Annotated in this window: 11 protein-coding genes and 1 tRNA gene; 8 read left to right on the top strand and 4 right to left on the bottom strand. The window is 69.5% G+C overall.

Going from position 1 to position 14,346, the window contains the following annotated elements; translation table 11 throughout:
- Positions 1–100: 100 nt before the first annotated feature.
- The gene (locus ACZ561_RS21850; protein ID WP_470998541.1) at positions 101–1,099 is read right to left on the bottom strand and encodes a hypothetical protein; all 999 of its coding nucleotides are present in this window, start codon (positions 1,097–1,099) and stop codon (positions 101–103) included.
- Between the two features lie 207 nt (positions 1,100–1,306).
- On the opposite strand from ACZ561_RS21850, the gene ACZ561_RS21845 reads away from it, so the two are divergent.
- Positions 1,307–1,804: a MarR family winged helix-turn-helix transcriptional regulator gene (locus tag ACZ561_RS21845; protein WP_470997551.1), complete on the top strand. Its 498-nt coding sequence runs from the start codon at positions 1,307–1,309 to the stop codon at positions 1,802–1,804.
- 14 nt (positions 1,805–1,818) lie between these two features.
- On the opposite strand, the gene ACZ561_RS21840 is transcribed toward ACZ561_RS21845, so the two are convergent.
- From ACZ561_RS21840 to ACZ561_RS21830, 3 genes are all read right to left on the bottom strand, one after another.
- Positions 1,819–2,478, bottom strand: a complete 660-nt coding sequence (locus ACZ561_RS21840) for a response regulator transcription factor (RefSeq protein WP_470997548.1) — start codon at positions 2,476–2,478, stop codon at positions 1,819–1,821.
- 39 nt (positions 2,479–2,517) lie between these two features.
- The gene (locus ACZ561_RS21835) at positions 2,518–4,212 is read right to left on the bottom strand and encodes a sensor histidine kinase (protein ID WP_470998538.1); all 1,695 of its coding nucleotides are present in this window, start codon (positions 4,210–4,212) and stop codon (positions 2,518–2,520) included.
- A 268-nt stretch (positions 4,213–4,480) separates the two neighbouring features.
- Positions 4,481–4,567, bottom strand: a tRNA-Leu gene (locus ACZ561_RS21830).
- Positions 4,568–5,032: 465 nt separating this feature from the next.
- On the opposite strand from ACZ561_RS21830, the gene ACZ561_RS21825 reads away from it, so the two are divergent.
- The 7 genes from ACZ561_RS21825 to ACZ561_RS21795 all read left to right on the top strand — a co-directional run bounded on the left by ACZ561_RS21825 (position 5,033) and on the right by ACZ561_RS21795 (position 14,335).
- Complete coding sequence (locus tag ACZ561_RS21825; RefSeq protein WP_470997546.1) at positions 5,033–5,893, top strand: FhaA domain-containing protein; 861 nt, start codon at positions 5,033–5,035, stop codon at positions 5,891–5,893.
- A 10-nt stretch (positions 5,894–5,903) separates the two neighbouring features.
- Complete coding sequence (locus ACZ561_RS21820; RefSeq protein ID WP_470997543.1) at positions 5,904–6,428, top strand: FHA domain-containing protein FhaB/FipA; 525 nt, start codon at positions 5,904–5,906, stop codon at positions 6,426–6,428.
- A 176-nt stretch (positions 6,429–6,604) separates the two neighbouring features.
- Positions 6,605–8,083: a Stp1/IreP family PP2C-type Ser/Thr phosphatase gene (locus ACZ561_RS21815; RefSeq protein WP_470997540.1), complete on the top strand. Its 1,479-nt coding sequence runs from the start codon at positions 6,605–6,607 to the stop codon at positions 8,081–8,083.
- Positions 8,084–8,109: 26 nt separating this feature from the next.
- On the top strand, positions 8,110–9,540 hold the full coding sequence (locus tag ACZ561_RS21810; RefSeq protein ID WP_329118513.1) for an FtsW/RodA/SpoVE family cell cycle protein: 1,431 nt from the start codon (positions 8,110–8,112) through the stop codon (positions 9,538–9,540).
- A complete protein-coding gene (locus tag ACZ561_RS21805; protein ID WP_470997537.1) occupies positions 9,537–11,003 on the top strand; it encodes a peptidoglycan D,D-transpeptidase FtsI family protein in 1,467 nt (488 codons plus the stop codon). The genes ACZ561_RS21810 and ACZ561_RS21805 overlap by 4 nt, the downstream gene beginning before the upstream one ends.
- A 153-nt stretch (positions 11,004–11,156) precedes the next feature.
- Positions 11,157–13,124 carry a Stk1 family PASTA domain-containing Ser/Thr kinase gene (gene pknB / locus ACZ561_RS21800; protein ID WP_470997535.1) on the top strand — a complete coding sequence of 656 codons (1,968 nt, stop codon included), beginning with the start codon at positions 11,157–11,159 and terminating at the stop codon, positions 13,122–13,124.
- Positions 13,125–13,303: 179 nt separating this feature from the next.
- Positions 13,304–14,335, top strand: a complete 1,032-nt coding sequence (locus tag ACZ561_RS21795; RefSeq protein ID WP_470997532.1) for a restriction endonuclease — start codon at positions 13,304–13,306, stop codon at positions 14,333–14,335.
- Positions 14,336–14,346: the final 11 nt, after the last annotated feature.

Genomic DNA, 14,346 nt, shown 5'->3' with positions numbered 1-14,346 from the left:
TGGCGCTGCCCAACATCAACTGGGCATGACGGTACCGCCGGGTCCGGCGGCCCGTCTTCCCCTGTGGACAACGGCCTGTGGACAACTCGCGTCCGAACGCTCAGACCCCGACGGCCTCCTCCAGCTCCTCCTCGAGTTCCTCTTCCTGCTGCTGCTCGAGTTCCTGCTCGGTCAGCTGCCGCGCGGGTGGGACGGCGGACCGTCGGCGCGCTTCGGCCAGCGCCGCGACGGCCATGAGGGCGAGTCCGGCGAGGAACCACAGGGTGAGGACGAGGAGGTGTTCGCCGAATGCGTGGCCGTCGAAGTAGACGTGGCTGCGGACGCCCTCGACGAAGCCGGCGCCGTTCCAGAAGGCGTGCAGGGCGGCGAAGAGGCCGGGCTGGAGTTCGGGGCGGTAGATGCCGCCGGAGCTGGTGAAGTTGAGCATGACGAACAGGACCATCACGCCGAGGGTGGTCCAGCGGCGCAGGAAGGTGTGGAGGGCGACGCCGGCCAGCAGGATGCCGGCCGAGTACAGCCATGACATGGCCCAGACTCCGCCGAGTCCGTGGTCGACGAGGTGGAACATCGGTCCGGCGAAGACGGTGCCGATGAGGCTGACGGCGAGCGACGTTCCGGCGGCGAGCAGGGCGCGGGTACGCAGGGGGAGGACGGCGCCCGCGCCGCCGATGACGGCGACGGAGGCGTATGAGCCGATGCTGAGGGCGACCAGCAGGAAGAAGATGCCCTGTCCTGTGGGGTCGCCGTCGGAGACGGGGGCGACGTCGGTGACCTTCAGGGGCGCGTCCTGTCCTGCGGCGACCTTGGTGAAGACCTTCTCGACGGCCATGGCGCTGGTGTCCGAGGAGGCGGAGGCGACGAGCAGTTCGGGGCGGGTGCCGGGGAGGTAGGCGCCGTAGGAGGTCTGTTCGCGCAGTGCGGTGACGGCGGTCTGCCGGTCGGCGACGGTACGGACGTCGAGGGCGCCGGCGCCCTTGTCGTGGAGGGTCTGGGCGAGGACCTGGACGGTCGGGCCGGAGCCGACGACGTCGACGCGCAGGTCGTGGGGTTGGGGGGCGTGGAAGGCGCCGAGGTAGGCGAGTCCCATGCCGACGCACATGAGGAGCGGGGTGAGCAGGTGCCCGAGCACGTGCCGTAGCGCAGCCGTCGGTGCCGTTGCCGAACCCGGAGCCGTCGCTCCCACTGATGCCGATCCTGCGGTCCCTGCGGGCACGAGCACCTCCATGGTTGGCTTTTACAACTAAACAACCGTTGTACTATACAACTGAAATGCCAGCGAGCACACCGGGACCCCAAGGAGCGCACCATGACCGACGCCCCGCGCGAGACATCGGTCGACACCATCCAGCGGGAGCTGACGGCCTTCGCCCGCCGGGCCCGCGCCGCGGCCGCCCGGCTCCATCCCGAGCTCCCGCTCGTCTCGTACACACTGCTTTCGCACATCGTCGACCAGCAGGGCTGCCGCGCCACCGATCTCGCCGCCCACTATCTGCTGGACAAGTCCACGGTCAGCCGCCAGGTCGCCGGTCTGGAGAAGCTCGGCCTGGTCGAGCGTCGACCGGACCCGGAGGATCACCGGGTCCAGGTGCTGCACCCGACGGATGCGGGCACCCGCATCCTCGCCTCGACCCAGGCGAGCCGACGCGCCGCCTACCAGGAACGCCTCAAGGACTGGTCGGCCGAGGACCTCGCCCGATTCGCCACGTACCTGCTCCGCTACAACGCGGCCGGCCCGGTCCCACTCCCCGACAGCCCCGCCGCCCTGCCCGACAGCCCCGCCGCCCCCCGCACGACCAGCCCCTAGTCGGAACTCAGAGCTCAGAGCCCCGCGTCGCGCGCCAGCAGCGCCGCCTGCACCCGGTTCTCGCACCCCAGCTTGGCGAGGATCCGGCTGACGTACGTCTTCACGGTGGCCTCGCTCATGTGCAGGCGCCGCCCGGCGTCCGCGTTGGACAGCCCCTCCCCGAGCAGCGCGAGCACCTCGCGTTCCTTCTCGCTCAGCGCCGCCACCCGCGCCCTCGCCTGCTCGGCGCGGGCCACTTCCCGCCCCGAGGCCAGCTGTTCCACGACGTGCCGGGTGGCGGCGGGCGAGAGATAGGCGTCTCCCGCCGCCGCGGCCCGTACCGCCCGGATCAGCTCGGCAGGCGCCGTGTCCTTGAGCAGGAAGCCGGCACCGCCGTGTTCCAGGGCCCGCAGGACGTTCTCCCGTTCGCCGAAGGTCGTGAGCACGATCACCTTCGTCGAGGGTGCCGCCCGGCGCAGTTCGGGCAGTGCGGAGAGGCCGTCGAGGACCGGCATCTGGATGTCGAGGAGGACGACGTCCGCGGTGTGCGCGCGGGCCTGCTCGACCGCATCCCGCCCGTTCGCGGCCTCCGCCACCACCTCGATGTCCTGGTCCGAGGTGAGGATCATCCGGATTCCGGCCCTGATCAGCGGCTCGTCATCGGCGATCACGACCCTGATGCGCTGCCCTGCCACAGCTTCTCCCCAACGGCTACCGATTCGGGCGGGCCAGCGTTAGCGCTTGACCTCGTACGACTTCTTCTCGATCAGCTTGCCGTCCTTGAAGCAGAACCGGAAAACCGGCTCGGTCTCCATGTCGTTGCCGACCTCCGAGGACATGAGGACCAGGCACGTCGAACCCTCGGGCTCCTCGGGGCCCTTGCCGTGCAGCCCGCTGGTGGCGATGGTGTCACCGGAGGGCAGCTGGTCGCGCACCTCCTGCTCGGCCGCGCCCACCTTGACCTTCTCGTACTCGGCCGGGTCGATCATCCCCTCGCGCATCGACCCCATCAGGAAGTAGATGCCGAAGCCCCCTGCCACCAGCAGCAGAACCAGCGCGGCGAACGCGATCCCACATCCCAGCGCGATCCCGCCACCCGTGCTCCTGCCCCCGCGCGTCGCCATCGCCAGCTCCCGTTCCGTGAACGTCCGGTCGGCCGGTCCGACCGTGACCGGACCAAGGTCGCCGACCAGATGCCGCGTCGACTGCTGCCGGAAGTCGTCGGCCGCATCGACCAAAGGCGCTGTTTCGACCAGAGGCGCCGCGTCGACCACCCCGTAGGGGAGTACGCCGGCGACCCTGAACCCGCCGCCGTCGGCCGGGCCCGCGTGGACCATGCCGCCGACGAGCCGGGCCCGCTCGTACAGCCCGGTCAACCCCTGCCCGCCGCTCACCACGTCCCGTGGCGGGTCGGCGACCGGTCCGTTGCCGATCTCGACGACGAAGGAGTCCGGCTCGTACCGCACCTCGACGTCGATCGGCGCCCCCGGCGCGTACTTGTAGGCGTTGGTGAGTGCCTCCTGGACGATCCTGTACGCGGCGTGGTCGGCGGCCGGCGGGAGAGGCTGGTACTCCCCGAGCCGCCGTAGCTCCACCTTGTTCCCGGCGGCCCGTGCCGCCTCGACGAGCCCCTCGATACCGGCGGTCCCCCGTGCCGCCCGTCCCGATTCGTCGCCGGCCCGTACGGGCGCCGTGAGCGCCTCCGCCGGTGCTTCGATGCCGTCGCGCAGGATGCCGACGACCTCGCGCAGTTCGTGCATCGCGGTCACCGACGCGTTGCGCAGGACCCCGACCGCCTCGCGCTGCCGGTCGGTCAGCTCGCGGTCGACCTCGAGGGCTCCGGTGTGCACGGAGATGAGGGCGAGTTGGTGCCCGAGGCTGTCGTGCATGTCCTGGGCGATGCGCTGGCGTTCCCTGAGCCGGGCCGACGAGGCGACCATCACGCGTTCCCGCAGCAGCTGGGCGTTGTGCTCCTGCAGCGCGTGCAGCAGGGTCCGTCGCTGGGTCCAGTACCGGTTGGCGAGGCCGGGTGCCAGCGTCGTCCCCAGGTAGTACAGCGTCGACATGAACACGACGGTCAGCGTCCGGTGCAGGTCCCATATGTCCAGCAGGGACGTGGCGATGTTCAGTACGTACGCGACGGTGAAGGCGATCAGCGCCCGCCCGGCGCCGGCGATGTACCGGCCGGCGGACCAGCCGACGAGGATCAGCAGCACCAGGAAGCCGGGCAGGAGGGGCGCGAGGCCGCCGGTGAGGATGAGCGTGGTGGAGGGCAGTCGGCGGCGCAGCAGCGACAGGACGGCGGCGCCCAGCGCCACCGCGGCGAGCTGCCATCCTTCCTCGCCGGCGAGTTCCTCGGTGCCGGCGGCCAGCAGCGCCATGACGACGGCGAGCACCACTTCGCCGGCGGTCCTGCGCCGCGACCACATGCCGGGCGTCGCGAACCATGTCCAACCGGCGCCGATCCCGGCCCTGCTCTTCGAAGTCGCGTCCACGCTCGCACCCTAGGCAGCGCCCACCCGGCGCCGCGGCTCTCTTTCGTCGCTCCCCACCGCGACGAACGTCTCACCCGGCAGCCCGCCCGACGCCGAGACGCCTCACCCGCAGCGCCCGCCGACCGCGCCGGACGTCGATCGGTGAGCGCACGTCCCCAACACGCGGAAGCCCCGTAGGTCGATGACCTACGGGGCTTCCGTCTGGTGCGCGAGGGGGGAGTTGAACCCCCACGCCCTTGCGGGCACTGGAACCTGAATCCAGCGCGTCTGCCTATTCCGCCACCCGCGCATTGGGTGTGCTCCGGGCTCCCTCACCTTTTCGGTGCGATCGCCTGGCGACATCTGAAGATTAGCACGTCGCAGACCGTGGATTCACATCCGTTTGTTTGACCCCCTCCCCGAACGAACAGGGACAGACGGAGACCCGGACCGGCGCGGATGCCGGCGCGGATGCCGGGACAGAGGTGGGGACGGATGCACGGATCCACAGAGAGAGGAGGGACACTCGGCGTGAACGAGGAGCCGACGGGTAACGGGAGGAACGGGGCGGACCACCCCCCGCCGCCCTGCCCGGTCCCCCCGCTCGCCCGCCGGGTGCGGGACACTGTCCACAGGCCGCCTCTACGATCCATGGGGAAGGTCTGTGAGAGGTGACACTCGTCCACAGGGCAGAGAAGGGGAACCAGCCGATTTCCCGACGCGTGGATACGATCAGTAAGCAGTACCAGGACGACAACGACGGAGGAGGTGCCCCATGGGAGTCCTGAAGCGTTTCGAACAACGGCTCGAAGGTCTGGTCAACGGCACCTTCGCCAAGGTCTTCAAGTCCGAGGTCCAGCCCGTCGAGATCGCGGGCGCTCTCCAGCGTGAGTGCGACAACAACGCCACGATCTGGAACCGCGAGCGGACCGTCGTCCCCAACGACTTCATCGTCGAACTGAGCACTCCGGACTACGAACGCCTCAGCCCGTACTCGGGCCAGCTCGGCGACGAGCTCGCCGGCCTGGTCAGGGACTACGCGAAGCAGCAGCGCTACACCTTCATGGGCCCGATCAAGGTCCACCTGGAGAAGGCCGACGACCTCGACACCGGCCTGTACCGGGTGCGCAGCCGCACTCTCGCGTCGAGTTCGTCACAGCACTCAGCACCGCAGCAGGCCCCGGCCGGCCCCTCGCAGGGCCGCGCGCCGGGTGGCTACGGCTATCCGCCGGCCGGTGCTCCGCCGATGCCCGCGGCCCCGCCGCCCGGCGCCGGTGCTCCGCGCCCCGGCCAGGCGCCCGCCGCCGGCCGTCCCACCACCGGTGGCCCCGGCCCCATGCCCTCCTCCGGCGCCCAGGTGCGCCGGTGGATCGAGATCAACGGCACCCGCCATCAGATCTCTCGCCCGACCCTGGTCCTTGGCCGCAGCACCGACGCGGACGTGAGGATCGACGATCCCGGCGTCTCCCGCCGGCACTGCGAGATCCGGACCGGAACGCCCTCGACGATCCAGGATCTCGGATCCACCAACGGCATCGTGGTGGACGGGCAGCACACCACCCGCGCTACGCTCCGCGACGGCTCGCGGATCGTCGTGGGCAGCACCACCATCGTTTACCGGCAAGCCGAAGGGTGAAGCGGGGGCAATGTCAGAGCTGACCCTGACGGTCATGCGGCTGGGTTTCCTGGCCGTTCTGTGGCTGTTCGTGATCGTGGCCGTCCAGGTCATCCGCAGCGACCTGTTCGGCACGCGTGTCACGCAGCGCGGTTCGCGCCGCCAGGACGCCCGTCCGCAGCAGAATCCGCGCCAGCAGGCGGCCGCGCCGCCTCAGCAGCGCGGGCAGCAGAGCGCGGGCGGTGGGCGGCAGCGCCGCGGCGCCCCGACCAAACTCGTCGTCTCCGAGGGCACCCTCACCGGCACGACGGTCGCCCTGCAGGGGCAGACCATCACGCTGGGGCGTGCCCACGATTCGACGATCGTGCTGGACGACGACTACGCCTCCAGCCGCCATGCCAGGATCTACCCGGACCGGGACGGCCAGTGGATCGTCGAGGATCTCGGGTCCACCAACGGCACGTATCTCGACCGGACCCGCCTCACCACCGCCACGCCGATTCCGCTGGGCGCGCCGATCCGCATCGGCAAGACCGTCATCGAGCTGCGGAAGTAGTGCTACGTCATGAATGAGCGCGAGCGGAGCGAGCGGGCCGAGGCGGTCCACACGGTGGGCCGCGCGGCGGACCGTGGGGTACCGGCCGTGTCCCGGCACGGGCTCCCGACCGGAGGGTGGGCAGTGTGGCTCGAGACCGGCTGTACCCCGAGGCGACGTCGACAGGGCAGGTGCGCATGAGCCTGTCACTGCGCTTCGCCGCCGGGTCGCACAAGGGCATGATCCGCGAGGGCAACGAGGACTCCGGCTACGCCGGTCCCCGGCTGCTCGCCATCGCCGACGGCATGGGCGGCCAGGCCGCCGGTGAGGTCGCCTCCTCCGAGGTGATCTCGACGTTGGTCACCCTCGACGACGACGTCCCCAGTTCGGACATCCTCACCTCGCTCGGTGCGGCGGTGCAGCGTGCCAACGACCAGCTGCGGATGATGGTCGAGGAGGACCCCCAGCTGGAGGGCATGGGCACGACGCTCACCGCCCTGCTGTGGACGGGCCAGCGCCTCGGCCTGGTGCACGTCGGCGACTCGCGGGCGTACCTGCTGCGCGACGGGGTGCTCACACAGATCACGCAGGACCACACCTGGGTGCAGCGCCTCGTCGACGAGGGCCGGATCACCGAGGAAGAGGCCACGACCCATCCGCAGCGCTCGCTGCTGATGCGGGCGCTGGGCAGCGGCGACCATGTCGAGCCCGACCTGTCGATCCGTGAGGTCCGGGCCGGCGACCGCTATCTGATCTGTTCCGACGGGCTGTCCGGAGTCGTCTCCCACCAGACGATGGAGGACACCCTCGCCAGCTATCAGGGTCCGCCGGAGACCGTGCAGGAGCTGATCCAGCTCGCGCTGCGCGGCGGTGGCCCCGACAACATCACGGTGATCGTCGCCGACGTCCTCGACGTCGACGGCGGTGACACGCTCGCCGGCCAGCTCAGCGACACCCCGGTGATCGTCGGCGCGGTCGCCGAGAACCAGGTGCAGCCCGCGGACGGCGGGGCGATGCAGACCCCGGCCGGCCGTGCCTCCGGGCTCGGCCGCCCCGCGCCGCACCAGCAGCCCCCGGCGGGCGGCTTCGGCCCGCCCGGCAGCGGCGACGACCACGGGTACGGCGGGATGCCCCCGCAGGGCTCGTTCGGGTCGTACGACGACGAGGACTTCACCAAGCAGCGCGGCGGCCGCAAGTGGCTGAAGCGGAGCTTCTTCCTGATCCTGGCGCTGGCCGTGCTCGGCGGCGGAGCGTACGGCGGCTACCGCTGGACGCAGACGCAGTACTACGTCGGCTCCAACGAGGAGCACGTGGCGCTGTACCGGGGCATCAGCCAGGACCTTGCCTGGGTCTCGCTGTCGGAGGTGGAGAAGGATCACCCCGAGATCGAACTCAAGTACCTGCCGGCGTACCAGCGCAAGCAGGTCGAGGACACGATCGCCGGCGGCAGCCTCGGCAAGGCGCAGACGAAGATCGCGGAGCTTTCGGCACAGGCCTCGGCCTGCAAGAAGGCCGAGCAGCGCCGTGAGGCCGCCGACAAGGCCGCGGACCAGGCGAGCAAGCCGCCCGCCGACGGTTCCACCCCCGAATCCAAGCCCACCACAGCCGCTCCCTCCCCGGGCCCCACCCTCACGGAGGACGAGCAGAAGCTGGCCTCGAACTGCGGCAAGCAGTAAGCACCCGTAGGGGGCCTTTCACCACCATGAGCGTTGTCACCAACACGACCACCATCGGCGCGATCGAGGCGCCGAGCCGCCGCAACACCGAGCTGGCGCTGCTGGCGTTCGCCGTCGTCATCCCGGTGTTCGCCTATCTGAACGTCGGCCTGGCGATCGACGGCAAGGTGCCCGCGGGAATGCTCGGGTACGGGCTCGGCCTCGGCCTGCTCGCGGGCGTCGCGCACCTCGTGGTGCGCAAGTTCGCGCCGTACGCGGACCCGCTGCTGCTGCCGCTGGCGACCCTGCTGAACGGGATGGGGCTGGTGCTGATCTGGCGCCTGGACCAGTCGCCGCGCATCATCTCCCGGTACAAGACGTTCACCCCGGACGCGCCCAGCCAGATGCTGTACTCGGCGATCGCCGTCGCGATGTTCGTGGGTGTGCTGCTGGTCCTGAAGGACCACCGGGTCCTCCAGCGCTACACGTACATCTCGATGGTGGCGGCCCTCGTGCTGCTGCTGCTGCCGCTGGTGCCGGGCCTGGGCGCCGACGTCTTCGGCGCCAAGATCTGGATCAGCGTCGCCGGATTCTCCATCCAGCCCGGCGAGTTCGCCAAGATCATCCTGGCGGTCTTCTTCTCCGGCTATCTGATGGTGAAACGGGACGCGCTGGCGCTGGCCAGCCGCCGGTTCATGGGCCTCTATCTGCCGCGTGGCCGTGACCTCGGCCCGATCCTCACGATCTGGGCCGTCAGCCTTCTCATCCTGGTCTTCGAGAACGACCTCGGTACGTCGCTGCTGTTCTTCGGCATGTTCGTGATCATGCTGTACGTGGCGACGGAGCGGACCAGCTGGGTCGTCATGGGTCTGCTGATGTCCACCGCGGGTGCGGTCGTCGTCGGCTCCACGGCCGGTCACGTCAAGTCCCGTGTGGCCGCCTGGCTCGACCCGTTCGAGTGTCTGAAGACGGCGCCCGAGGGCTCCAACATGGCCGCCGCCTGTGACCAGATGACCCAGGTGCTGATGTCGTTCGGTTCCGGCGGCATCCTGGGCACCGGCCTCGGCCAGGGCAACTCGGACCTGATCGGCTTCGCCGCCAACTCCGACTTCATCTTCGCCACCGTCGGCGAGGAGCTCGGCCTGGCCGGCGTCATGGTCTTCCTGCTCCTGTACGGCCTGATCATCGAGCGGGGCGTCCGCACGGCCCTCGCGGCCCGCGACCCCTTCGGCAAGCTGCTCGCGATGGGCCTGTCCGGTGCCTTCGCGCTCCAGGTCTTCGTCGTCGCCGGCGGCGTGATGGGCCTCATCCCGCTGACCGGTATGACCATGCCGTTCCTCGCGTACGGCGGTTCGTCCGTGATCGCCAACTGGGCCCTGATCGGCATCCTGATCCGGATCAGCGACACCGCGCGCCGCCCGGCGCCCGCCCCCGCCCCGTCCCCCGACGCCGAGATGACCCAGGTGGTCCGACCGTGAACAAGCCCCTGCGCCGGGTCGCGATCTTCTGCGGCCTGCTGGTCCTCGCCCTGCTGCTCCGCGACAACTGGATCCAGTACGTCCGCGCCGACGAGCTGAACGCGCACCCCAAGAACCGGCGCGTCACGATCGAGCGATACGCGAACGAGCGCGGCAACATCATCGTGGACGGCAAGCCGATCACGGGCTCGGTCGACTCCCAGGACCCGTACTACCGGTTCAAGCGGACCTACGTCGACGGCCCCATGTGGGCCCCGGTGACCGGGTACGCCTCGCAGGCGTACGACGCCAACCAGATCGAGAAGATCGAGGACGGCATCCTCACCGGCAACGACGACCGGCTCTTCTTCGACCGCACGCTGTCGATGTTCACGGGCGACAAGAAGAAGGGCGGCAACGTCGTCACGACGCTGAGCGGCGCCGCCCAGAAGGCCGCCTTCGAGGGACTCGGCAGCAAGACGGGCGCGGTCGTGGCCATCGAGCCGAGCACCGGCAAAATCCTCGCGCTCGCCTCGACCCCGTCGTACGACCCCTCGTCCTTCGCCGGCTACTCCAGCAAGGACGAGAAGGCGTGGATCGCGCTGGAGAAGGATCCGAGCAAGCCGAAGCAGAACCGCGCCCTGCGCGAGATCTACCCGCCCGGCTCCGTCTTCAAGGTCGTCACGGCGGCCGCGGCGCTGGAGAACGGCAAGGTCACCGACATCAACGCGGCGACGGACACGCCGGAGCCGTACAAGATCCCGCTCTCCACCAAGCCCATGATCAACCACGCCAGTGGGTGCGAGAACGCCAGCCTGAACAAGGCACTCGAAGTCTCCTGCAACTCGGTCTTCGCCAAGCTCGGTGACGACGTCGGGCGCGACAAGATGGTCGAGATGGCCGAGAAGTTCGGCTTCAACGCCGAACAGTTCACCCCGGTCCGCTCGGCCGCCTCCGTCTACGACAAGAAGGCCGACCGCGGCGGAAACGCGCTCTCCTCCATCGGTCAGTTCAACACCGCGACGACCCCGCTGCAGATGGCCATGGTCACCGCCGCGATCGCCAACGACGGCAAGCTGATGAAGCCGTACATGGTCGACAAGCTGGTGGCGCCGAACCTCGACGTGATCAAGCAGAACGAGCCGGAGGAGATGAGCCGCCCGGTCTCGCCCGAGAACGCGCAGCTGCTCCAGCAGATGATGGAGAACGTCGTCTCGAACGGCACCGGCCGCAAGGCCGACCTGAACATGAGCGGCGTGAAGGTCGGCGGCAAGACGGGTACGGCCCAGCACGGCGAGAAGAACGCCAAGCGCCCCTACGCGTGGTTCATCTCATACGCCAAGACCGACCAGGGCTCCCCGGTCGCGGTCGCCGTTATCGTCGAGGACTCGGCGGGCACGGACCGTGAGGACATCAGCGGTGGCGGCCTCGCCGCCCCGATCGCCAAGGCCGTGATGAAGGCGGTAGTGAAGAGCAGGAGCTGACCTTTCGGCCGGGCACCGGCCAGGTACCGGTCAGGTATCAGGTGCCGGTCCGGGGCGGATCGCCTTCCCGTGGCCGGTAGCGTATGCGCGAACAGCACACCGCCGGACCACACACGGGTGCGGTCGGGACAGACGGAGAGGGCTGGATCAGTTATGGAAGAGCCGCGTCGCCTCGGCGGCCGGTACGAGCTGGGCTCGGTGCTCGGCCGTGGTGGCATGGCGGAGGTCTACCTCGCCCACGACACCCGGCTCGGCCGCACCGTCGCCGTGAAGACGCTGCGGGCCGACCTCGCCCGCGACCCGTCCTTCCAGGCCCGGTTCCGCCGTGAGGCCCAGTCGGCCGCCTCGCTCAACCACCCGGCGATCGTCGCTGTCTACGACACCGGCGAGGACTACGTCGACGGGGTCTCCATCCCGTACATCGTGATGGAGTACGTCGACGGCTCGACCCTGCGTGAGCTGCTGCACTCCGGGCGCAAGCTGCTGCCCGAGCGCACGCTCGAGATGACGGTCGGCATCCTCCAGGCGCTGGAGTACTCGCACCGCGCCGGCATCGTGCACCGTGACATCAAGCCGGCGAACGTCATGCTGACGCGCACCGGCCAGGTCAAGGTCATGGACTTCGGCATCGCGCGCGCCATGGGCGACTCGGGCATGACCATGACGCAGACCGCGGCCGTCATCGGCACGGCGCAGTACCTCTCCCCGGAACAGGCCAAGGGCGAGCAGGTCGACGCCCGCTCCGACCTGTACTCCACCGGCTGCCTGCTGTACGAGCTGCTGACCGTCCGGCCGCCGTTCATCGGCGACTCCCCGGTCGCTGTCGCGTACCAGCACGTACGCGAGGAGCCGCAGCCGCCGAGCAACTTCGACGCCGAGATCACGCCGTCGATGGACGCCATCGTCCTGAAGGCGCTGGTCAAGGACCCCGACTACCGCTACCAGTCCGCGGACGAGATGCGTGCCGACATCGAGGCCTGCCTCGACGGCCAGCCGGTCGCCGCGGCCGCGGCGATGGGCGCGGCAGGGTACGGAGGCGGCTACGGCGGCGGGTACGGCGGCTACGCGTCGGACGACCAGCCGACGACGGCGCTGCGCCAGGCCGACCCGGCCGGCCAGACGTCGATGCTTCCCCCGATGAACCCGGACGACGGCGGCTACGGCTACGACGACCGCCCGGACCGCCGCCGCCAGAAGAAGTCGAACACCTCGACGATCCTGCTGGTACTCGCGGGCATCCTGGTGCTGGTGGGCGCGATCCTGATCGGCCAGGCGATCTTCGACGACAAGAAGGGCACGGACCAGGTGTCCGTGCCTCAGCTGGTCGGCCACACGCTCGAGGAGGCCAACGGCCTGGCGACCAACGCCCAGGTCAAGGTCACACAGGCGGGCGCGGAGCGGTGCGAGCAGCCCAAGGGCAAGATCTGCCGCCAGACGCCGGTGGCCGACGGCACGGCGAAGATGGACGTCGGCGCGACGATCTCGGTGATCGTCTCCGAGGGCGCGCCGCAGATCGAGGTCCCGGACGTCACCGAGAAGTCCCAGGAGAGCGCGGAGCAGTCGCTCAAGGACAAGGGCTTCAAGGTCAAGATCGCGTTCGACGAGTCGTCCGACCAGGACCCGGGCCGTGTCCTGAAGCAGGACCCGCCGGGCGGTTCCAAGGCGGAGCAGAACTCCGAGGTCACGATCACGGTGGCCAAGAAGTCGCAGAAGAACGTCCCGAGTGTCGTCGGCAACCCGCTCGCTCAGGCGGAGCAGCAGCTGAAGGCGCTGGGCTTCGTCGTGGTCACGGAGTACGTGGACTCGGAGCAGCCCAAGGACCAGGTCCTCGAGCAGACGCCAACGGGCGACACGAGGGCCGCCGAGGGCTCGGAGGTGAAGCTGAGGGTCTCCAAGGGCCCGCAGCAGACCCAGCAGCCCGTTCCGAGTCTCTTCGGCCTGACCCTGGACCAGGCCCGCGCCCAGCTGTCCGCGGCCGGTTACCAGCTCGGCAACGTGGACGGCTCGAACGATCCCAACGCGAGGATCAAGGAGCAGGACGTCCAGGCGGGCACGGTGGGCCAGCCCAACCAGGCGATCAACGTGAAGATGTTCGGCAACAACGGCGGCATCTTCGACTAGCCGCACCGGCGCGTCACCCGAAGAGCCCCGGCATCCGGAAGGATGCCGGGGCTCTTCGCATGGGGGGTGGGTGGCACATGTACGCGATATCCGATCGTGTCTTCATATGTCCCGATTCGTTGATGAGGGTGGGGTGGGGACCTTGCCTTGCCCTGACGTCCCCGATGGAAGGGCGGAGCGTGATCAACGAAGTGGTGTTGCTGGAGTCGAGGGCGATGCGCGACGGCGTCGCCGAGCGGACCGAGGTGCTCGACAGGGTCAAGGCGTTGTCACTGCTGCCGGACGGCACGCATGTGACGACGGCGATGGTCGCGGCGTACTTCGAGGTGGCGGACACTGTGATCAGAGCGTTGGTCTTCGATCACCGGGCCGAGCTCGAAGCCAACGGATACCGCGTTCTCACGGGCACGGAACTGAGTTGCTTCAAGCAACTCAGTGGAATCCGGTCACGTACGCGGTCCCTCGCGCTTTTCTCGCGGCGGGCGGTCCTGAACGTCGCGATGCTTCTCCGTGACAGCGACGTCGCACGTCAGGTGCGTACGTACCTGCTCGACGCGGAGTACTCAGCTCGCACCAGGCCTGTGGACAACTGCGACAGGCGGGACACGACGTCGCACGTTGACGGCGTCGACCAGCGGATCACCCACATCCTCGGCCGGACCGTCGTCCCCCTCTTCAACGCCCTCATCGAGGCGACGGGCGAGCACCGCCGAGAGCTGATCTCCCTCCGCGAGGACGTCGAGAGGATCGAGCGAAGGCTCTCCGACCACGACCTCCGCATCCGGCACCTCGAACGCACCCAGGGCCCCCGCCCCTTCACCGGCGTCATGGCGTCCATCGACGGCATGAACTGGCGCGAGTTCGAGCACCACGTCGCCATCCTGCTCCGCCGCGACGGCTGCACGGACATCGTCGTCCACGGCGGGCCCGGAGATCGGGGCGTGGACATCACCGGGGAGACCGCCGACGGCCGCCGGATCGTCGTCCAGTGCAAGAACTTCGCGCCCTACCGGCCCGTGTGGAGCGCCGAGGTGCAGAAGTTCCTCGGGGCCTCGTTCGTCCAGCACCAGGCCGATCTGGCTCTCTTCGTCGCTTCGACGACCTTCGCGCCGGACGCCCGTGCCATCGCCGAGGAGCACGGCATGACCGTCGTGGACCGGGCCGCCCTGGAGAAGTGGAGTGCGGGCGTGCCGCTTCCGGTCCTCCTGTAGCCGAGCATGGA

Source organism: Streptomyces sp. NPDC039609, from assembly GCF_055596705.1.
This window is presented reverse-complemented; position numbering and strand designations above follow the sequence as displayed.

What these genes read in the sequence shown, in the direction of transcription:
- ACZ561_RS21850 (WP_470998541.1), bottom strand. Translation starts at nt 1,099, where the DNA reads ATGTGCGTCGGCATGGGACTCGCCTACCTCGGCGCCTTCCACGCCCCC.
- ACZ561_RS21845 (WP_470997551.1), top strand. Translation starts at nt 1,307, where the DNA reads ATGACCGACGCCCCGCGCGAGACATCGGTCGACACCATCCAGCGGGAG.
- ACZ561_RS21835 (WP_470998538.1), bottom strand. Translation starts at nt 4,212, where the DNA reads ATGTGGTCGCGGCGCAGGACCGCCGGCGAAGTGGTGCTCGCCGTCGTC.
- ACZ561_RS21825 (WP_470997546.1), top strand. Translation starts at nt 5,033, where the DNA reads ATGGGAGTCCTGAAGCGTTTCGAACAACGGCTCGAAGGTCTGGTCAAC.
- ACZ561_RS21820 (WP_470997543.1), top strand. Translation starts at nt 5,904, where the DNA reads ATGTCAGAGCTGACCCTGACGGTCATGCGGCTGGGTTTCCTGGCCGTT.
- ACZ561_RS21815 (WP_470997540.1), top strand. Translation starts at nt 6,605, where the DNA reads ATGAGCCTGTCACTGCGCTTCGCCGCCGGGTCGCACAAGGGCATGATC.
- ACZ561_RS21810 (WP_329118513.1), top strand. Translation starts at nt 8,110, where the DNA reads ATGAGCGTTGTCACCAACACGACCACCATCGGCGCGATCGAGGCGCCG.
- pknB (WP_470997535.1), top strand. Translation starts at nt 11,157, where the DNA reads ATGGAAGAGCCGCGTCGCCTCGGCGGCCGGTACGAGCTGGGCTCGGTG.